At 70.7% G+C, this 20,679-nt stretch carries 13 protein-coding genes; 5 read left to right on the top strand and 8 right to left on the bottom strand.

Annotation, left to right across the window (positions count from 1 at the left end):
• Window positions 1–16 precede the first annotated feature (16 nt).
• Window positions 17–3,520, bottom strand: coding sequence for an nSTAND1 domain-containing NTPase (locus tag ACWD5F_RS31170; RefSeq protein WP_451259413.1), 3,504 nt, complete (start codon window positions 3,518–3,520; stop codon window positions 17–19).
• 160 nt (window positions 3,521–3,680) lie between these two features.
• Here ACWD5F_RS31170 and ACWD5F_RS31165 point away from each other — a divergent pair, with 160 nt between their 5' ends.
• Complete coding sequence (locus tag ACWD5F_RS31165; RefSeq protein WP_451259411.1) at window positions 3,681–5,198, top strand: glycosyltransferase family 39 protein; 1,518 nt, start codon at window positions 3,681–3,683, stop codon at window positions 5,196–5,198.
• A 12-nt stretch (window positions 5,199–5,210) separates the two neighbouring features.
• On the opposite strand, the gene ACWD5F_RS31160 is transcribed toward ACWD5F_RS31165, so the two are convergent.
• The 3 genes from ACWD5F_RS31160 to ACWD5F_RS31150 form a co-directional block, all read right to left on the bottom strand.
• Window positions 5,211–6,116 (bottom strand): class I SAM-dependent methyltransferase, encoded by a 906-nt coding sequence (locus ACWD5F_RS31160; RefSeq protein WP_451259409.1) that lies wholly within the window; start codon window positions 6,114–6,116, stop codon window positions 5,211–5,213.
• 201 nt (window positions 6,117–6,317) lie between these two features.
• Entirely contained in the window at window positions 6,318–8,033 is a 1,716-nt protein-coding gene (locus tag ACWD5F_RS31155; RefSeq protein WP_451259407.1) for a glycoside hydrolase family 6 protein, read from the bottom strand.
• A gap of 13 nt (window positions 8,034–8,046) precedes the next feature.
• On the bottom strand, window positions 8,047–9,531 hold the full coding sequence (locus ACWD5F_RS31150; RefSeq protein ID WP_451259405.1) for a cellulose binding domain-containing protein: 1,485 nt from the start codon (window positions 9,529–9,531) through the stop codon (window positions 8,047–8,049).
• A gap of 307 nt (window positions 9,532–9,838) precedes the next feature.
• On the opposite strand from ACWD5F_RS31150, the gene ACWD5F_RS31145 reads away from it, so the two are divergent.
• Together ACWD5F_RS31145 and ACWD5F_RS31140 are read left to right on the top strand one after the other, a co-directional pair.
• Window positions 9,839–12,757 carry a glycoside hydrolase family 48 protein gene (locus ACWD5F_RS31145; protein WP_451259403.1) on the top strand — a complete coding sequence of 973 codons (2,919 nt, stop codon included), beginning with the start codon at window positions 9,839–9,841 and terminating at the stop codon, window positions 12,755–12,757.
• A gap of 243 nt (window positions 12,758–13,000) precedes the next feature.
• Window positions 13,001–15,649 carry a cellulose binding domain-containing protein gene (locus ACWD5F_RS31140; protein WP_451259401.1) on the top strand — a complete coding sequence of 883 codons (2,649 nt, stop codon included), beginning with the start codon at window positions 13,001–13,003 and terminating at the stop codon, window positions 15,647–15,649.
• 49 nt (window positions 15,650–15,698) lie between these two features.
• On the opposite strand, the gene ACWD5F_RS31135 is transcribed toward ACWD5F_RS31140, so the two are convergent.
• Together ACWD5F_RS31135 and ACWD5F_RS31130 are read right to left on the bottom strand one after the other, a co-directional pair.
• The gene (locus ACWD5F_RS31135; RefSeq protein ID WP_451259400.1) at window positions 15,699–17,603 is read right to left on the bottom strand and encodes a rhamnogalacturonan lyase; all 1,905 of its coding nucleotides are present in this window, start codon (window positions 17,601–17,603) and stop codon (window positions 15,699–15,701) included.
• Window positions 17,604–17,642: 39 nt separating this feature from the next.
• A complete protein-coding gene (locus ACWD5F_RS31130) occupies window positions 17,643–18,602 on the bottom strand; it encodes a helix-turn-helix transcriptional regulator (protein ID WP_451259398.1) in 960 nt (319 codons plus the stop codon).
• A gap of 62 nt (window positions 18,603–18,664) precedes the next feature.
• Between ACWD5F_RS31130 and ACWD5F_RS31125 the strand changes: the two genes are divergently transcribed.
• A complete protein-coding gene (locus tag ACWD5F_RS31125) occupies window positions 18,665–19,144 on the top strand; it encodes a hypothetical protein (protein WP_451259396.1) in 480 nt (159 codons plus the stop codon).
• Window positions 19,141–19,626 (top strand): hypothetical protein, encoded by a 486-nt coding sequence (locus ACWD5F_RS31120; RefSeq protein ID WP_451259394.1) that lies wholly within the window; start codon window positions 19,141–19,143, stop codon window positions 19,624–19,626. The genes ACWD5F_RS31125 and ACWD5F_RS31120 overlap by 4 nt, the downstream gene beginning before the upstream one ends.
• Here the strand turns inward: ACWD5F_RS31120 and ACWD5F_RS31115 are convergent.
• Both ACWD5F_RS31115 and ACWD5F_RS31110 read right to left on the bottom strand, forming a co-directional pair.
• Complete coding sequence (locus ACWD5F_RS31115) at window positions 19,604–20,353, bottom strand: class I SAM-dependent methyltransferase (protein WP_451259392.1); 750 nt, start codon at window positions 20,351–20,353, stop codon at window positions 19,604–19,606. The genes ACWD5F_RS31120 and ACWD5F_RS31115 overlap by 23 nt on opposite strands.
• A gap of 5 nt (window positions 20,354–20,358) precedes the next feature.
• Window positions 20,359–20,664 (bottom strand): 4a-hydroxytetrahydrobiopterin dehydratase, encoded by a 306-nt coding sequence (locus ACWD5F_RS31110; RefSeq protein ID WP_451259390.1) that lies wholly within the window; start codon window positions 20,662–20,664, stop codon window positions 20,359–20,361.
• Window positions 20,665–20,679 lie beyond the last annotated feature (15 nt).

Below are 20,679 nucleotides of genomic sequence, written 5' to 3'. Positions count from 1 at the left end.
CCTCAGGCGTCCCGCCTCAGGTCCCGCACGTGTCCTTGTAGCCCGCCGACGGGAAGTACCGGTCCCACTCGGTCCTGCTCAACCCGCCCTCCGCCCGTTCGCACACCGTGGCCGCGGCGCGCTCCGGTGCCAACGGGCGGGCCCGGTCGGCCAGATGAGGCGTGGCGACGCGCACCTGGGAGCCGCCCGGGGTGAGGCCCGTGGCGAGGATCGGCCCGTCCCCCGCCGGCATCGTCGCGGCGGGCAGGGTGGGCGTCGCCGTCTCCCACACCTCGACGGAGCCGTCCGGCGCCCCGGCCACGAGCAGCGAACCGTCGGCGGAGAACGCCAGCGCGGCCTGGTGCCTTGTGGTGCCGGCGGCCTTCAGCACGGCGATCCGACGCCAGTCGTGCGCGTCCCACAGGGTGACGCGGTTCTGGAAGTCGGCGACCGCGACGTACCGCCCGTCGGGGCTGAAGGCACCGGCGGTCAGCAGATCCTCGCCCTTGACTCCCCCATCTCCCGTGCGCCGCTTGCCGGTTGCGGCGTCGACGAGCGTGCCCTCCTCGGTCAGCGCGGTGTGCCCGGTCGGGTCGACGGCGACGGGTCCGGAGCCCTTCGCGCGGGCCGCGTGCGGTACCGGCCGTCCCCGCCGGTCGAACGCGGCGACGGTCGCCGCCTTCTCCCGCCAGGCCCCGCCGGTCAACCCCTGCGCCGAGAAGGTCCGTACGACGCTGGTCCGGCCGCCCTCCCTGTAGCGCACCACCCCGGCCGCGATGTCGAGCCGGATGTCGCCGACGGACGAGGAGGCGACGGGAAAGGTGAGCAGCGGCTCGCGCAGGCTGTCGTCCGCCGGCTCGGGCAGGTCGGTGCGCCACAGCGCGACGGTGTCCGAACCCCAGGTCAGGGCGTAGGGACCGGCGAACTCCACGGTGTTCACGCCGGACAGCGGCAGCCGGGGCCGTTCCCGGCCGGTGCGGAGGTCCCAGGTCACGATCCCGTCGGAGGCGGCGGTGGCCACGGCCCGGCCGTCGGCGGAGAACACCAGCTCGTCACCCCGGCACAGGGCTCGTTCGGTGGCCGCCGGCACCGGTGTCGTCACCAGGCGACGCCGAGCGGCGTCCAGGACCCGCAGCTCTCCGTCGACGTCCGTGCACCAGGCGATGTAACGCTCGTCGGGGCTCAGCACCGGCAACCCGCCGTCGTCGTCGCCCCGTTCGTACCGCAGCAGCACCCGCCCGGTCCGCGTGTCCCACATCTCCAGCGTCGCGCGCCCTTCGGCCGCACCACGTCCGGGACGCCGCTGGAAGAAGGTGTATCCGCTCCGCCCGAACGCGCCGTCGGAGCTGTCCCACGCGGCGGTACCGAGCCGACGTGTGCTGCCGTCGGTGAGTCCGCCGATCAGCACGCCGTGGCCGCCCGGGTCCCGGTACGCGACCAGTCGGCCGTCCGGGCTGACGTCGATCACGTTCGCGGACAGCCCGCGGCGCGGCACCGAGCGCAGGTGCCGGTGGGTCGGGACATCCCATTGAAGGACCTTGTCGTGCACCACGGTTGAGAGGGTCCGGCCGTCCCGGCTGAGCCAGACGGGGGCGTCGAGGGCCCGGCCGCCCGCCTCGGGCTGGGTGAACTCGTCCTGTTCGCTCTGCGCGGCGGCCGTCCTGAGCGCCTGCCGGGTCTCGGGCAGGTCGGCGGTGCGCCACGCGGCGAGGGCCAGGCGCATCGCGGTGCGCGGCTCGGTGGCGCGCAGCGTGTCCGCCTGTGCGGCGACCCGACGGGCCTCGGCCTCGTCGCGCTGCCGAGCGCTGACCCCGCCCTGCCGCCAGGCGGCCACGCCCGCGACGACGGCCAGACAGAGCAGTACGGCGAGCGCGCCGCTGAGCGTGCGCATTCGGCGGGCGGCACGCGTGGCGGACCGTACGCCCTGCTCGTACGCGGCGACGCCGGCGGCGAGGAAGTCGCGCTCCAGGGGGTTCAACTCCCCTGCCCGCCCGCCGCTTTGCTCCTCGCGTCCGTCCCCGAACGCCTCGCGGGCCTCGGACAGCCGTCTCCCCCGGTACAGCGCGCCCGCGTCCCGGCCCAACTCGGCCCAGGCGCCCGCCGCTTCGGTGAGCCTGCGGTGCAGGCGCAGCCGCTCGCGGTCCTCGTCGATCCAGGCGCGCAGTCGCGGCCAGGCGCCGATCAGTGCCTCGTGGGCGAGGTCGACCGTGTCGCCGTCGACCGTCAACAGCCGGGCGCGGACGAGGTGTTCGAGGACATGGGCGGTCGTCCCGTCGGCGTCGAGCTCCGCCCGCTTCGCCGGCCTCCGGGTGTCCTCGGTGCCCTCGCCGGGGTTCACCAGCCGCAACAGCAGGGCCCGGACGGCGGTGGCCTCGGCGGGCGTGCGGCGCGCGTAGGTCTCCTCCGCGGTGTGCGCGACGGCGCCGTGGATGCCGCCGACGGCCTCGTAGGCGGCGAGGGTGAGCGTCTTGCCGGTGCGCCGGCGCCAGACCTCGCGCAAGGCGTGGGCCATGAGAGGCAGTCCGCCCGGTTCGTCGACGACGTCCGCGACGATCCGGGCGGTGAGCGCGCGCTCGACGACCAGCCGACAGGCCGCGGCCGGCCGTACCACCGCCTCCCGCAGCCCACTCGCCGTCATCGGCCCGGCCAGCAGCGTCGCGTCCCGCAACGCCTCGGCGAGCGGCCCGTGTTCGGCGCAGCGGCCGTAGAAGTCGGCGCGCACGGCGAGCAGGACGCGCAGCCGTGACGCCGGGTCGGTCGCGCGCAGCAACTGGCCGAGGAATCGGGCCCGTTCGGCCGGGTCGGCGCAGAGGGTGAAGACCTCCTCGAACTGGTCGACGACCAACAGGGTGTCGCCGGGCGAGTCGTGGGGCGTGAAGAGGGCTTCGTGGGTGCGGGCCGGATGGGGGCCCGGGGTGAGGAGCCGGATGGTGGAGGGACGGAAGCCGGTTCCCCCGGCCTCCGGGAAGCCGGCCCCCTCCGGCTCGCGGAAGTCGACTCCCCGCGACTCCCGGAAGGGGACTCCCTCCGGCTCCCGGAAGTGGGCTCCGCCCGGTTCCCGCAACCGCGGTATCAACCCCGCCCGCAGCAAAGACGACTTGCCGCTCCCCGATGCGCCGACGACCGCCGCGAACCTCGTACGCGCGGTGAGCCGGAGCAGTTCGGCGGTCAGGTCGTCGCGGCCGTGGAAGTGCTCCCCGTCGCCGGTCTCGAAGCGGGCGAGTCCGGGATAGGGACTGCCCTCCGAGTCCGTGTCGTCGCTCGCGCGGGCGTCGGCGGCCTCGGCGACGGCCTCGCGCAGGCGCAGCTCCCACTCCGCCGGATCGCCGTCGCAGGCGGTGACGTAGGCGAGCAGCACCGGCAGGCTCGGCAGCCGTTCGCCGCCCGCCGCCGCGGACAGGGTCGGGGCCGAGTAGCCCGCGCGGCGCGCCATCTCGCGGTACGTCGGGCTGTTCGCCTCGTCGCGCAACTTGCGCAGTTCGTAGGCGAACCGCTGGACGACACCGTCCCCCGGATCGAGCGGTTTCTCCTTGCGGCCCATGTGCGTTCCCCCTTCGCCACGGTCGCTTCCCACGCTAACAACCCGCTCGTCGAATTGTTCGGCGCGCCGGTTGGGGGCTGCCCAACAACGCGCTGACCTCTGAACTCGTCGGTGACACGCGCCGCTTCGCGAACCCCCGCATGCCTCCTCGCGATCCCGCATGCCTGTTCGCGACCACCGCAACGCACCGGAGCCGACCATCGCCACGACCCACGCACCCGAGCAACTGGCCGCCCCCGTCCGGCCCTCAGCCACCCACCGCCCCCGCACCGCCGGGCCCGCACGCACTCCCGCGGCCGTGCCCCTGGTCCCCGTCGCCCTCTCCCTCGCCCTCGGGCTGTGGGGCCTGACGCGCGGCGGCAGCATGTGGCGGGACGAGGCGGTGACGTACGACATGGCACGCCGTTCGCTGCCCGACCTGTGGGCGACGCTGGGTCACGCGGACGCCGTGCACGGCCTGTACTACCTGTTGATGCACGGCCTGTTCGCGCTGTCCGGCGGGGCGAATCCGCTGCTCGTGCTCCGGCTCCCCTCGCTGCTGGCGATCACGGCGGCGGCCGGGACGGTGGCGCTGCTGGGCCACCGCCTCGCCGGCCCGCGCGCGGGCCTGCTGTCCGGAGTCGTCTTCGTCCTCCTGCCGCCGGTGCAGCGCTACGCCCAGGAGGGCCGTTCGTACGCGCTGGTCTGCGCGTTGGTCGTCTGGGCGACGTATCTGCTGCTGCGCGCCGTACGCACGGGCACCGGACGGGCCTGGTTCGGCTATGGCGCCGTCGCACTCGCCGCCTGCGCGGTGCACGAGTTCGCCGTACTCGCCCTGCCCGCACACCTGTTGGCGCTGCCGAGGAGCGCCCGCGCCGCCGGACTGCGCACCATGGCGGGCGTCTGTGTCTGCCTCGCGCCCCTGGTCGTCCTGAGCACCCGCCAGACCGAACAGGTGGCGTGGATCGGCGGGATCGGAGCGGGCGCGGTCCTGGGCTTCGCGGGAGTGTCGGCGCTCGGGTTGGCCTGCGCAGGGGTGCTGCGCCGCGCGGGCCGCCGCGAGCCCATCGCGCCGGCGCTGTCCCTCCTCGTGCTCCCGCCCCTGCTGCTTCTCCTGTTCTCGCTGGTCAAACCGCTGTACGTGGACCGTTACGTCCTCTACGCGCACGCCGGGACGGCCCTGCTGGTCGGCGCGGCCCTCGACCGGCTGTTCCGCGCACGGGGTCGCATCCGCGCCGGCGCCGTGCTCGCGGCCGGGGCCGCGGTCCTCGCCCTGCTGCCGGTGACCCTGGACCTGCGCACCGCGCACAGCCGTACCGACGATGTCACCGCGATCGCCGAGGCGGTCCGCGGCGCCGGCCAGGGCGCGGACGGCATCGTCTATCTCCCGTCCCGCCGCCGGGTGTGGTCCCTCCCCGACCCGGCCCCCTTCCGCGGCCTGCCCGACCTGGCGCTGTCCGGCTCCCCGACCGCGTCCCACACGCTCTACGGCACGGAGCTGCCGGCAGCGGACATCCGCACCCGCATGCGCGCCGCGACCCGGATCGTCGCCCTGCGCGATCCGACGGGCGAGCCTGTCGACCGAACGGCTCAGGAGGCCGTCAAGCGGGAGGTGCTGGCGGAGGACTTCGTCGAGTGCGGCACGCGGCGGCTGCGGGGCGCGCGGCTCACGGTGTACGCACGGCCGGGCGGTTGCTGAGCACCGTACGACTCACGCAGCTCGTACAGCCGTGTGCACCGTGTGCGCGGCCAGCACGAAGACGTCCGGGCGGTGGTGGACGCTCGCCTTGTCGTCAGGGTCCAGGAGGCGGTCGAGGGTCGTACGGTCGTCCGCGTCGAGGCGGTCGCCGAAGCCGTCGCGGAGGCGGGTGAGCGTGTCGGCGATGTAGGCGCGGGCCCGGTCCTTGGCCGGGGCGTGCAGGTCGAGCAGGAAGGAGCGGGTGCCGGTCGGGCGCAGGCCCGCCGAGGCCATGAGCGCCGGCCAGTCCTCCGCCTCGGCAACGGCACCCGGCAGGTTCGCCCGCATCTCGGCGAACCACTCCTCCTCCAGCGCGTCGAGCCGCGCCTGGAGCCCGGGGCGCCCGAAACCGAGGTCACGCGGCAGGAAGCGGGCGGGCAGACCGCCCTCCATCAGCGCCAGCGTGCCGCCGGGCGCGAGCCGGGCGGCGAAGGCGGCGAGCGCGGCCCGCTGGTCGCCGAGGTGATGCAGGCTGCGGCTGGCCCACAACAGATCGGCGGGGTAGTCCAACTCCTCCAGAACACCGGGCAGTTCACCGGCGAGCGTGCCGAAGCGGTCACCGACACCGAGCCGCTCGGCGCGGTCGCGGGCCCGGTCGAGGAGCGGCTCGGCACCGTCGACGGCGACGACCCGGGCCCCCGGAAAGGCCTCGGCCAACAGACACGCGACGACACCCGGCCCGCTGCCCGCGTCCACGATCAGCCCGGGTTCCGTCTGCTTGTCGGCCAGCCAGGCCATGGCCCGCTCGTACAACGACGTGAACAACTCGGCCTGCGCTTCGAGCCGCGGTGCCATCGCGGCCCAGTCGAGGTCGGTGTGGTGGTGATCGTGACCGTGAGTGTGTCCGTGCTCGTGCCCGTGATCGTGGTCGTGCGCCATGGAAGGAAGCCTCTCGTCCGGATACGGCTCCAGACTGCTCCGGCTCACCAAGAAACGGCAACGACTATTGCCGTGTCGGCAACAAAGTCGCCGGGTCCTATGCCAAAAGAGGGCTGACCCCCACGCCCCTGAAGGGGCGCGGGGAACTGCGCGACCAGCCACAACGGACCCGCAGCCAAAACTCAACCCACCCGCCAAGGCCTAGAGCGGCGGGTACGCATTCTGCATCAGCTGCTGGAACTGCGCCGAGAACCAGTGCCCCGACAGCGGCGCATTGGCCAACGCCCCCGACATGCTGTTCCCGTTCCGCGCATTACCCGTGTACGTCGGGTCGCACATCCGGTCGAAGCCCTTCCCCTCGTCGTTGGGAATGGCGGTACTGGACCCGTCCGACTCCCCCGGCGGCTTCATCCACACATACGCGTCGATCCCGGCCGCCGGAGCCGCCTTCGGACGCTCACCGAGACCCGCCCCGGACTGGTTGCACCAGTTCCCGACGTGGATCCGCCGGTCATAGCGCCCGCCGTCGACATACGTGTCCACGCTGGTCGTCGCGCCCGGCCCGGCGGGCCGCGCGGTGCCGCCCCAGCCGTTCCTGGAGGTGTCGATCAGCATGCCGATACCGGAGTTGAAGCCCACCGACACCAACTGCGTACGGAAGGCCTGGGCGTACGACAGCTCGTCCACGTACCGGTTCCAGTCGACCCACTTGGACTGGCGCACGGACGTGCCGTTCACGGAGTCGTTGATGGTGAAGTTGTTCTCCTTCAGGGCGCTGTAGTTGGCCGTGTTGGTGATGAAGCCGTGCACGTCGTCGACGGTCGCGCCCTCACTGGTCGCCGCCTGCTTGAACAGGGTCGCGGAGGGCGCGAAGTTGTCGTCCCAGCCGAGCCAGCCGTGGTGGCCGGCGTCGATGTAGTTGTAGACGTTGGGGATCGCGCCGAGCTTGGCCAGCGCGTAGCCGACGCCCTTCACGTAGTTGCCGTTGGCCAGCATGGTGTCGCAGGCGGGAGTGGCGGTGGCCCGACTGCCGGTGTTGGTCACCAGGTTGGGCAGCGAGTCGATCTCGATGGTCGTGACGATCCGCAGACCCGCGTACTTGCTGTCGGCGAGGATCGCCGCGATCGGGTCGATGAACTGCGTCTTGTACTTGTCGATCTCCGTCGGTCCGAGCTCACCGTTGGAGGCGAGGGCAGCGCAGTCCCGTCCGGGGAGGTCATAGACAACCAACTGGACGACTTCCTCGCCACTGCCCTTCTGGGCGAGCGCCGCGTCGAGGTGGGCGCGCAGACCCATGCCGCCGTTCACACCGTTGATCGCGGCGATGCGGTCGAGCCAGACGCCGGTGGGCTGGTTGGAGATCCGGCTGCCACCGGTCTCGGCCGCCGCCTTCGCGGACCACTCGGGGTTCACGTACACCTTGGCGCCGGCGTACGGGTTGTCGACCTTGGTGGACGGTTCGCCGGGGTCGCCCGGATCCGTGGGTCCGCCGCCCCCGTCGTCGACGTTGCAGGTCACGCCGTCGAGCGTGAACGTGGTCGGCAGCGCGTTGGTGCCGCTGTAGGAGGCGTTGAACCCGAAGCTGACCGAACCGCCGCTCGGCAGACTCCCGTTGTACGTCTCGTTGGCGGCGGTGACGGCCGCTCCGCTCTGGCTGATCTTCGCGTTCCAGCCCTGGGTGACCTTCTGGTTTCCGGCGTACGACCACTTCACCGCCCAACTGCTCTTGGCGGCACCGTTGTTGGTCACCGTCACGGCGGCGGTGAAGCCGGCGTCCCACTGGCTCTGCACCTTGTAGTCGACGCTGCACGGGATCGCGGCGATCCCGGCGTCGCCCGGCACGACGGCGGCCGCCGTCCCGGTGGCCCCGGCGATCAGCGCCAGGGCGGCGAGTATCGCTGTTCTGGTACGGCTCATGAGTGCGGGTTTCCTATCCGTTGAGGGCGCGCAGGTGATCGCGCAGTCCGATGCCGTACGACGTGGGTGTGCCGTCGTAGTTGGAGATCAGGGACGGACCCGAGGAGCAGTCCCAGGTGTTCCAGGTCCAGCCCAGATAGGAGAGGTTCCGGTCGTCGAACCACTTCATGACCTGGTCGACGAAGGCGTGGGAGCAGGTGTTCTCGCCGATCTCCCCGGCCACCAGGGGTACTTGGGCCGCGACCGGGGCGAGCGTGGAGTTCCAGCAGCTCTCGCTCGCGCAGGTGTTGAAGTTGTAGACGTGGTAGGCGGCGACCAGATTGCCCTTGGGATCCGTGGGCCTGTACGTCAGCCACTGGCTGAGGTCGTTCGAGTAGGCCAGCCCGCCGGCCAGGATGACGTTCGCGGCGCCGGTGCCGCGGATCGCGTCGACGAGGTCCTGCATGCCGGCCACCTCGTAGGAGATGCCGGGGCAGGTGCCGCCGTCGCGCCAGCACTGCCACGCCTGGGTGGTCGTGGACGTGGCGCGGTCCGGGTAGGGCTCGTTGAACAGGTCGAAGACGACGGCCTGGTCGGCCTTGAAGGTGTTCGCCACCGAGGACCAGAAGGACGGCGTGTACTGCATGTCCGGCATCGGCTTCTGGCAGGTGGCGTGCACGTCGGAGCAGCCGGCCGAGTTGCCGGTGTACTGGCCGTAGGACCAGTGCAGTTCGACGACCGGTGTCATGCCGTGCGCCTCGACGCGGGCCACCAGGTCCTTGACGGCGGCGATGTAGTTGGCGCCGCCGTACTCGGGCTTGATGTTGGAAAGGCCCAGCCAGCACTCCTCGTTGAGCGGAATGCGGACGGTGTTGGCCTTCCAGTCGGCGATCGCCTTGACCGCCGCGTCGTCCACGGGACCGTCCCAGATCCCGTAGCCCTGGACGCACATGAACTCGCCGCCGGACCGGTTGACGCCGAGGAGGCGTCGGGTGGCGCCGCCGGCGTCCACGAGCTTGTTCCCGGAGACGTGCAGGGCGGGTGCGGTGCCGTCACCCGGATCCGGTGGATCGGTCGGGTCCGTCGGATCGGTCGGCGGCTGCGAATCGACGTTGCACGTAGTCCCGTTGAGCTTGAACGACGTGGGTACGGCGTTGGTCCCCGACCGGGAGCCGAGAAACCCGACGCCGACGCTCGCGCCGGTGCCGAGCGCGCCGTTCCAGCTCTCGTTGGCGGCGGTCACCGTCGTGCCGGACTGGGACCACTTGGCGTTCCAGCCCTGGGTGACCTTCTGGCCGTTCGCGAAGTCGAAGGCGAGGCTCCAACTGCTCACGGCCGCCGAGTTGTTGGTGATCGTCACCGAGCCCTGGAAGCCGGTGTCCCACTGGCTGGTGACGGTGTACTCCACCGTGCAGGCGGGTGTTGCTCCGTGCGCCGTGACGACCGGAATGGTCATGGCCCCGACAAGGGCGACCGCTCCGGCGGCGGCTAAAAGTACTGAACGCGGAGGGTGTCGCATGAGCGAGTCCTTGCAGCTCGGGCGCGTCGTGACGGACGCGTCGACTGATGGAGTCGCTCCCACTGGTGTCAACGAAGCTAGCGCCAAGTGACGGCAAAGGACAGGGGGGTCTCACACATTCGCTGACTTTCCATCAGTTCAGCCGTGTCGAATGTTTTCGACTCTTCAAGCACCTTGACCGCTCTCACCCCCGTCCCCACTATGGGAGCGCTCCCACTGGTTCAAGGCTTGTTGCTGCTCGACCCCCCACCCCCTTCAGAGCCGCCTCTCAGAGCTCTCCCCTCAGAGCCGCAAGGAGGACCAGCACATGCACCCCAGCAGGAGACGCCGCCGTGCGCGGCGCCTGTGGACCGCCGTCGTGGCCGCCCTCGCGCTTCCCCTCACGATGCTCGGTTCCGGCACAACTCCCGCGCAGGCCGCGGCAGTTCAGTGCAGCGTGGACTACAAGGCGAACGACTGGGGATCCGGCTTCACCGCGGACCTCACGCTCACCAACCGGGGCACGGACGCCATCAGCGGCTGGACGCTGACGTACGCCTACTCCGGCAACCAGAAGCTCTCCAACGGCTGGAACGGCACCTGGTCGCAGTCCGGCCAGTCGGTCACCGTGCAGAACGCCTCCTACAACGGGACGATCGCGGCGGGCGCGGCCGTCTCCACCGGTGCGCAGTTCTCGTACTCCGGAACCAACACCGCGCCGAGCAACTTCTCGATCAACGGCACGAGTTGTGTCGGCGCGCACCAGCCGCCGGTCACGGTGCTGACCAGCCCCACGGCCGGCGCGGTCTACACGCAGGGCACCGCGGTCCCGCTCGCGGCGACGGCCGCCGCCGCGGACAGCGCGACGATCAGCAAGGTCGAGTTCTACGACGACACGACCCTGCTCGGCACGGACACCAGCGCGCCGTTCACGTTCTCGGCCACCGGCCTCGCCGTGGGCAGCCACTCCCTGGTGGCGAAGGCGTACGACAGTCTGGGCGCGTCCGCGTCGTCGACGCCGGTCGGCATCACGGTCGCCTCGGGCCCCGCCGTGGTCGCCTCCCCCACCCAACTCGGCGTCCAGCAGGGCAAGTCGGGCACGTACACGGTGAAGCTGTCGACGCAGCCGAGCGCCAATGTCACCGTGACGACGGCCCGCGCGAGCGGCACCACCGGTCTGTCCGTCACCGGCGGCGCGACGCTCACCTTCACGCCCGCCAACTGGAGCACGGCGCAGACGGTGACGATCACCGCGGACGCCGCCGGCACGGGTTCGGCCTCCTTCGAGTCGTCGGCGACCGGCCACGCCAAAGCGGCGGTCACGGTGACGGAGCTGGCGGCCTCGAAAGCGTACGATGCCCGCTTCCTGGACCTGTACGGGAAGATCACCAACCCGGCGAACGGCTACTTCTCCCCCGAGGGCGTCCCGTACCACTCGGTCGAGACGCTGATCGTCGAGGCGCCGGACCAGGGCCACGAGACCACGTCGGAGGCGTACAGCTACCTCCTGTGGTTGCAGGCCATGTACGGCAAGGTCACCGGTGACTGGTCCAAGTTCAACGGCGCGTGGGCCCTCATGGAGAAGTACATGATCCCGACCCACGCCGACCAGCCCACCAACTCCTTCTACAACGCGTCGAAACCGGCGACCTACGCGCCCGAACTGGACACTCCGAACGAGTACCCGGCGAAGCTCGACCCGTCGGTCCCGGTCGGCTCGGACCCGATCGCGGGCGAGCTGAAGAGCGCGTACGGCACGGACGACGTGTACGGCATGCACTGGCTGCAGGACGTCGACAACGTCTACGGGTACGGCGACACACCCGGTGGCGGCTGCGAGGCCGGACCCACGGCCGACGGACCGTCGTACATCAACACCTTCCAGCGCGGCGCGCAGGAGTCGGTGTGGGAGACGGTGCCGCAGCCGACCTGCGACGCCTTCAAGTACGGCGGCACGAACGGGTACTTGGACCTGTTCACCGGTGACTCGTCGTACGCGAAGCAGTGGAAGTACACCGACGCCCCGGACGCCGACGCGCGTGCCGTGCAGGCCGCGTACTGGGCGGACGTGTGGGCCAAGGCGCAGGGCAAGGGCGGTGACGTCTCCGCGACCGTCGGCAAGGCGGCGAAGATGGGCGACTATCTGCGCTACGCCATGTACGACAAGTACTTCAAGAAAATCGGCAACTGCGTGGGCTCGTCGACCTGTCCGGCCGGCACCGGCAAGGACGCCTCGTCGTATCTGCTGTCCTGGTACTACGCGTGGGGCGGCGCGACGGACACGAGCGCGGGGTGGGCCTGGCGGATCGGGTCGAGCCATGTGCACGGCGGCTATCAGAACCCGCTCGCCGCGTATGCGCTCAGCTCGTATGCGGATCTGAAGCCCAAGTCGTCGACGGGGGCGGCCGACTGGGGAACCTCGCTCACCCGCCAGTTGGAGTTCTACCGCTGGCTGCAGTCGAACGAAGGGGCCATCGCGGGTGGGGCGACCAACAGTTGGGCGGGGCGGTACGCGACTCCGCCGGCCGGGACGTCGACCTTCTACGGCATGTACTACGACCAGCAGCCCGTCTATCACGACCCGCCGTCCAACCAGTGGTTCGGCTTCCAGGCGTGGTCGATGGAGCGGGTCGCCGAGTACTACCAGCAGACGGGGAACGCGAGCGCCAAGGCGGTTCTCGACAAGTGGGTCGACTGGGCGCTGTCCAAGACCACGATCAATCCGGACGGGACGTATCGGATTCCGTCCACGCTCCAGTGGTCAGGTCAGCCGGACACCTGGAACGCGTCAAATCCCGGCGCCAACAGCGGACTTCACGTCACCGTCGCCGACTACACGGATGACGTCGGGGTGGCTGCCGCGTATGCCAAGACGTTGACGTACTACGGCGCCAAATCCGGTGACGCGGAGGCGAAGTCGGTGGCGAAGGCGTTGCTGGACGGCATGTGGGCCAACTATCAGGACGGGCTCGGTGTCGCCGCGCCGGAGACGCGGGCCGACTACAACCGCTTCGACGACTCGGTGTATGTGCCGAGCGGGTGGAGCGGGAAGATGCCGAACGGGGATGTCGTCAACTCCTCGTCGACGTTCGCCTCGCTGCGGTCCTTCTACAAGAACGACCCTGCGTGGTCGAAGATCGAGGCGTATCTCGCGGGTGGCGCGGCGCCGTCGTTCACGTATCACCGGTTCTGGGCCCAGGCGGACATCGCCATGGCCATGGGTTCGTACGCGGAGCTTCTTGAATAGCTGCCTCGCCGGGCGCTTCTCGGGAAGGTCGTGGTTCCGCTGCGGGCCGTGTGTGGCTGGTCGCGCAGTTCCCCGCGCCCCTCAAGAGGGACGTGGCGAGTCACCGTCTCTCCAGGAAGCGTCCGTTCAGGCTCCGCGTACGTTGCTCCGTCACCTGACGACGGAGCCGATCGGCCGGGCGGCCCTCTCCCGCACTGGGGGCCGCCCGGTTCTCGCGCGCCCCCCTTTCCGGAAGGACCCCCCGTGCGAAGAACCCGCATTCTTACGGCCGTTCTGGCCCTCGCGGCCGGACTGCTCGCGGGCAGCCCGCCTGCCCTCGCCGCCGGCAGCCCGAACGTGGCACTCGCCGCCGATACCTACACCTGGAAGAACGCCCGGATCGACGGAGGCGGATTCGTCCCCGGGATCGTCTTCAACCGCAGCGAGAAGAACCTCGCCTACGCCCGCACCGACATCGGCGGTGCCTACCGCTGGGAGGAGTCGACGAAGACCTGGACGCCGTTGCTGGACTCGGTCGGATGGGACGACTGGGGGCACACCGGTGTGGTGAGCCTCGCGTCCGACTCCGTCGATCCGAACAAGGTGTACGCGGCTGTCGGCACGTACACGAACAGTTGGGACCCGACCGATGGGGCCGTGCTCAGGTCCGATGATCGGGGCGCCAGTTGGCAGAAGACCGACCTGCCCTTCAAGTTGGGCGGCAACATGCCCGGCCGGGGCATGGGCGAGCGGCTCGCCGTCGATCCGAACAAGGACAGCGTGCTGTACCTGGGGGCGCCCAGCGGCAAGGGGCTGTGGCGGTCGACGGATTCCGGGGTGACCTGGGCGCAGGTGACGAACTTTCCCAACGTCGGTGACTACGTGCAGGATCCGACCGACACGAGTGGGTACGCGAGCGACAACCAAGGGATCGTCTGGGTCACCTTCGACGAGTCGACCGGCAGTTCCGGGAGTGCGACGAGGACCATTTACGTGGGGGTGGCCGACACCGCCAACTCGGTGTACCGCTCGACGGACGCCGGCGCGACCTGGTCCCGGGTCGCCGGGCAGCCCACCGGATTCCTCGCGCACAAGGGCGTGTTGGACGCGAGGAACGGCTACCTCTATCTCGCGTACAGCGACAGGGGCGGCCCGTACGACGGGGGCAAGGGCGCGTTGTGGCGGTACGCGACGGCGAGCGGGACGTGGACCGACATCAGCCCGGTCGCGCAGGCCGACACCTACTACGGGTTCAGCGGGCTGACGATCGACCGGCAGCATCCCGGAACGGTCATGGCGACGGCGTACAGCTCCTGGTGGCCGGACACGCAGATCTTCCGTACGACGGACAGTGGTGGCACCTGGACGAAGGCGTGGGACTACACGTCGTATCCCAACCGTGCGAACCGCTACACGATCGACGTCTCGTCCTCCCCCTGGCTGACCTTCGGAGCGAACCCCTCACCTCCCGAACAGGCTCCGAAACTGGGCTGGATGACGGAGTCGCTGGAGATCGACCCGTTCAACTCCGCGCGGATGATGTACGGGACGGGCGCGACGCTCTACGGCACGGAGAATCTGACGAACTGGGACAGCGGCGGCCAGTTCACCGTGAAGCCCATGGTGCAGGGCCTGGAGGAGACGGCGGTGAACGACCTCGCCGCTCCCCCGTCGGGCGGCGCCCAACTCCTCAGCGCCCTCGGGGACATCGGCGGGTTCCGGCACACGGACCTCGGCAAGGTGCCGTCGATGATGTACACGTCCCCGAACTTCACCACGACCACCAGCCTGGACTTCGCCGAGACGAACCCCGGCACGGTGGTCCGCGTCGGCGACCTCGACTCCGGTCCGCACATCGCGTTCTCGACGGACAACGGCGCCAACTGGTTCGCGGGCACCGACCCTTCGGGCGTCAGCGGCGGCGGCACGGTCGCCTCGGCGTCCGACGGCAGCCGCTTCGTCTGGAGCCCGGCGGGCACGGGCGTGCAGTACACGACCGGCTTCGGGTCGTCCTGGTCGGCGTCCAGCGGTGTCCCGGCGGGCGCGGTCATCGAGTCGGACCGGGTCGACGCGAAGACCTTCTACGGCTTCAAGTCGGGCAAGTTCTACGTCAGTTCCGACGGCGGCGCGACCTTCACCGCCTCCGCCGCCACCGGCCTGCCGAGCGGCGACACCGTCCGCTTCAAGGCGCTGCCCGGCACGAAGGGCGACATCTGGCTGGCCGGCGGCGCCTCGGACGGCCCGTACGGACTGTGGCACTCGACGGACTCCGGGGCGACCTTCACCAAGCTGTCCGGCGTCGACCAGGCCGACACGGTCGGCTTCGGCAAGGCGGCGCCGGGTGCCTCGTACCAGACCCTCTTCACCAGCGCGAAGATCGCCGGCGTACGCGGCATCTTCCGCTCGACGGACAAGGGCACGACCTGGACCCGCATCAACGACGCCGCCCACCAGTGGGGTTGGACGGGCGCGGCGATCACCGGCGACCCTCGGGTGTACGGACGGGTGTACGTCTCGACGAACGGCCGGGGCGTCATCTACGGCGACACGTCCGACCCAGGTGGTGGAGGCGGCGGCGATCCCACTCCCACGGGCGCCTGCACGGTGACGTACAAGATCGCGAGCCAGTGGTCGGGGGGCTTCCAGGCGGATGTGCAACTGGCCAACACGGGATCAACCACCTGGAACGGCTGGTCACTCGGCTGGTCCTTCCCGAACGGCCAGAAGGTCAGTCAGCTGTGGAACGCCGACTACACGCAGTCGGCCGCGGCCGTGACCGCGAGGAACCTCGGCTGGAATGCGAACGTGGCCGTCGGCTCGTCCGTGAGCTTCGGCTTCACGGGCAGTTGGTCGGGGGCGAACACGAAACCGACGTCGTTCAAGCTGGGCGATCAGAACTGCACGGTCGTCTGACCGAGCGGGGTGCGCACCCGACTGCGGCACGCACCCCGTTCCTGCCGCCCTACGGCGTGTACACCGCAGGTCGTGGTGCCGTCGCCATCCCGTCGCCGATGAAGAAGCTCGGGTGCGGTGGCTGGTTGTACGCGGTGTTCTGCCAGGACAGGGCGGTGCGGTACTGGGTGTCGTGGAGGAGGGTCGTGATCCTCGTGCCTGTCTCGTACGGCGTCGAGTAGATCCGTAGTGCCGTGTTGTCCGACGTCGGCCAGACGACCTCCTCGCGCCAGTCGCCGAGGAGGTCGCCCGACAGGGACGGGGTCGCCTTGGTGCTGTTGTTGGAGTGGACCGAGGCGCCGGTCAGGAGGCGGGTGTCGGAGGCGGTGCCGTACTTGTCGATGTGGGTGCCGTCGAGGAGTTCGCGGACCGGGTCGGCGTCCCACCAGGACAGGAAGTTGGTGCTGGACGGCTTGCGGGTCGACACCACCGTGCCCTTGGGGTTGCGGATGCCGCTCTCGGACGCCGACCACGATTCGGCGCCCGCACTGCCCGCCCAGATGTCCCCGGAGACACCCCGGCCGTTGTCGCCGTTGGCCGGTGTGGACCAGATGATCGCACCGGTCTTCGCGTCCGCCAGCCACGACGACGGCTTCGAGGAATCCTCGTCCACCTTGAACTCCTCCAGGCCCGCACGCGACGGGTCGAGGTCGCCTACGTGCATGGCGTCGCCGTGGCCGTTCTTCGTGGTCCACAGGCCGGAGCCGTTGTCGTCCACGGTCATCGAGCCGTACACGATCTCGTCCTTGCCGTCCCCGTCGACGTCCGCGATCGACAACTGGTGGTTGCCCTGACCGTCGTACCCCTTGCCGGAGTTGGTGGAGGAGTTGGTGTCGAAGGTCCAGCGGCGAGTGAAGGCGCCGCCGCGCCAGTCCCAGGCCGCGATCACCGTGCGGGTGTAGTAGCCGCGGGCCATGATGAGGGAGGGTCGGGCGCCGTCCAGGTACGCCGTGCCCGCGAGGAAGCGGTCCACGCGGTTGCCGTACGAGTCGCCCCACGACGACACCGTGCCGCGCGCCGGAACGTAGTCGACGGTACTCATCGCTTTGCCGGTCTGGCCGTTGAACATCGTCAGGTACTCGGGTCCGGACAGGACGTAACCGCTCGCATTGCGGTAGTCCGCCGAGGAGTTGCCGATGACCACACCCGTTCCGTCGACCGTGCCGTCCGCCGTCTTCATGGCGATCTCGGCCTTGCCGTCGCCGTCGTAGTCGTACACCTGGAACTGCGTGTAGTGCGCGCCGGAGCGGATGTTGCGCCCCAGGTCGATACGCCACAGGCGGGTGCCGTCGAGCCTGACGCCGTCCAGGATCGTGTTGCCGGTGTAGCCGGACTGGGAGTTGTCCTTGGCGTTGGTCGGCTGCCACTTGAGGACGAAGTCCAACTGGCCGTCACCGTCCAGGTCTCCGACGGAGGCGTCGTTCGCCTCGTACGTGTACGCCACGCCGTCGGGGGTCGTGCCGCCGGCCGGTGGCGTGATGGGCACGTCCTTGTAGCCGGTGCGGAACTGGATCGCGTGGACCGAGTCCGCCTGCTCGACACCGCCCACGATCGCGCGGACCGTGTAGTCGGCCTGGGCGGGGGCGCCGGCGTGGAAGTAGTTGGTGGAACCGGTGACCGGGGTCGAGTTGACCTTCGTACCGGCCCGGTAGACGTTGAACGAGACGTCGTTCGGGTCGGTGCCCAGCCAGCGCCAATTGACCAGGTTGCCGGTGTCGGTGTGGACGCTGACGACACCCCGGTCGAGCTTCTCGACCTGGCGGGCGGTGGCGGCCTCGGCCGGGCCTGCGTTGAGACCGGTGAGTCCGGCGGCGATCAGAGCCGCGGTGGCGGCCATCGCCGAGACGGCGGCTCGGCGTCTGCGACGCGCGTTCGAAGACAGGTGCGGGTGCGGATGCGGATGCGGATGCTGCACGTGACGTACCTCCAGAGAGGACGGACGGGTTCCGCACGTTCAGTCGCCGCCGCCCTCCGCCACGTTGCCGTACCTTTCGGCCAGTTCGGCGATCGTTCGGGCGATGCGTTCGCGCAGCTCGGGCGGTTCGAGGACCTCGATGTCCGTGCCCAGGCGCAGGAACTCGCCATGCGCCCGCTCGACGGACTCGATGGGGACCCGGGCGACGGTCCAACCATCCTCTCCTGCACGCCCGTTCACCGTCCTCGGCAGCGTCACGCCCGGGGCCAGCCGCACCACCGCCTCCGCCCGGTACAGCCGGTCATGGAAGTCGCGCTGGTACGCCGTCCAGTAGGCCGCCAGGTCGAAGGCTTCGGGGCGCGTGAACTCCTCGTCGGACGTGGCCAGTTCGAGGATCTGGTCGACCCGGAAGGTACGCGGCCCGGATCCCTCGGCTCCCGCCACGACGTACCAGCGCCCCGCCTTCAGCACCAGCCCGTACGGCTCCAACCGCCGCTCCACATCCGTCGGTTCGACCCAGCGGCGGTAACGGACGTGCAGGACACGGCTGTTCCAGACCGCGTCGGCCACCGCCGGGAGGTACGGGGCGTCGTCGGCCTCCGCGTACCAGCCGGGTGCGTCCAGGTGGAAGCGGCCGCTGATCCGGTCGGCGTGGACACGCAGCTCCGGCGGCAGCGCGGCCCGCACCTTCAGCTGGGCGGCGGCGAGCACGGAACCGAGACCCAGCTCGGCGGCCGGGCCCGGGGCGCCGGAGAGGAAGAGCGCCTCCGCCTCCCCCGCCGTGAGGCCGGTCAGGCGCGTGCGGTAGCCATCGAGCAGGCGGTAGCCGCCGGCGTGGCCCGCGTCGCCGTACAGCGGGACGCCCGCCGCGCCGAGCGCCTCGACGTCCCGGTAGACCGTGCGCACCGAGACCTCCAGCTCCTCGGCGAGCTGGGCGGCGGTCATCCGGCCCCGGGTCTGGAGCAGCAGGAGGATCGAGACGAGTCGGCTGGACTTCACCTCTCCAGAATCCCAGACTTCACTGACACAGGTTGTCAGTGAAGGCGGCCTAGCGTCCCACCATGGCCTTCACCGAGAAACTGCTCACCGTGCCACCCCCGATCGAGCTGGCCGGCCGGCACATCAAGCGCTACCACGTGACCGCCGACCCGGCGGGCATCGCGCCCGAGATCGAGAAAGCGGCGTACGCGATCCTGCCGGAGCTGCTGCCGGAGCCGGACGGCACTGCGCCCGCGACCTTCGTGGTGCTGCACAAGGGCGGCGACACCGGCGCCTATCTCAACGCCTACAGCTGGGTGTGGGACAACGTGCTGCACTTCCGGGGCGTCTCGGCGGGCCAGCCGGTGCTGGGCTGCCCGGACGACGACCCCACCCACTTCATCCGGCCCGACCTGCCCTGGATCGGCTGCGTCTGGGAGCTGCCGCCGATCCTGCACGAACGGGACGCCTGGGTACGGCACCTGCTCGCGCCCGAAGTCCCGGACCTCGACGCCTACTTGGCCGACTCCCTGCCCGAGGGAACGACGGGAGACCGCGCATGAGCGGCCCGCACGACTTCGACTTCCTCCACGGCGATTGGGAGGTGGTCAACCGTCGCCGCACCGATTTCCTCGACCCGGACAGCGGCTGGGAGGAGTTCTCGGCAACGGCCCGCTGTTGGCCGCTGTTCGACGGGGCCGCGAACGTCGACGAGATCGATCTGCCGCAGCTCGGAGCCAAGGGCGCGACCTTGCGGCTCTTCGACCGGGAGACCGAGCGGTGGTCGCTGTACTGGGCATCCAGCCGCAGCGGCACGCTCTTCCCACTCGTGGTCGGTCAATTCGACGGCGACCGGGGCGAGTTCCTCGGTGACGACACGCACGACGGCAAGGACGTACGGGTGCGGTATGTCTGGACGGTCGCGGCGCCGGACCGTGCCCGCTGGGAGCAGGCCTTCTCCCTCGACGCCCTCGACTCTCCCGACGGCGAGGAGACCTGGCTGACCAACTGGACCATGGACTTCAGCCGGCCGCCGGCTTCCTGAAGGCCCGCAGCGTGAACTCCGGGTCGGCGCGCGGCCGTTCCTGGTCGGGCAGCGCCTCAAGACGCTCGGCGAACCGTTCGGTGAGCGGGTCGCCGGGCGGCAGCCGGGTGAACCAGCCGCGGCGCAGATCGGCGGCGGTACGACGGGGACTGCGCCCCTGACCCCGGCCCCTGAAGCGGGCCTGTCCCGCCGGACGCAGGCGCTGCGCGGCGGCGTACGTCTCCACCAGCAGGGCGGCGTCGGGGGCCGGGCGGCGCGGGCGCGGGGCGAGCACCGCGTCGATGTCGCTGCCCACGTCGTGCGCGGCGGCCTTGTCGACGGTGGTGACGTACACCCCGCCCGGCCTGAGCACCCGGGCGCACTCGGCGACGACGGCCCGCACGTGCTCGGGTTCGTCGAGCAGGTGCAGCAGCCACACGCTGGTGACGGCGTCGAAGGTGGCGTCGGGGAACGGCAGCGTGCGGCTGTCGGCGAGGACGATCGCGCCGGGCAGCCGGCGAGCGGCCATCCGGGCCATGCCGTACGTCAGGTCCGCGCCCGTCACCCGAGTGGCGGGCCGCGCCGCCGCGAACCGCCGGGTGACGATGCCGGTGCCGCAGGCGAGGTCGAGCAGCCGGCCGGCCGAGGCGGGGACCAGGCCCAGTACGGCGTCCGCCGCGGCTGCGGCCCGGGGCTCACCGCCGCGGCTCGCGTCGTAGGCGTCGGCTTCCTTGTCGTAGTCGAGCACGGACGTCAGTGTGCCCCGTGGCCCTGCGCCAATTCCTCGACGCGGCGGGCGAGCGCGAAGTCCAGCGCGGTGACCTTGCCGCCGACGCTGTGCGTGTTCACCGACAGGGACACGGTGTTGTAGCCGAGGGTGAGGTCGGAGTGGTGGTCCAACTCCTCCTGGACCTGGGCGATGTGGACGACCATCGCGGTCGCCGCGAAGTGCGTGCCGAGCCGGTAGGAGCGGGTGAGCAGGTCGCCGTCGAGCGACCAGCCCGGCAGCTCGGCCAGCCCCTCCTCGATCTGCTGCTGCGACAGCGGTTCCACGGGCATGGCATCGCTCCTTCG

Source organism: Streptomyces sp. NPDC002499, assembly GCF_053595415.1.
This window is presented reverse-complemented; position numbering and strand designations above follow the sequence as displayed.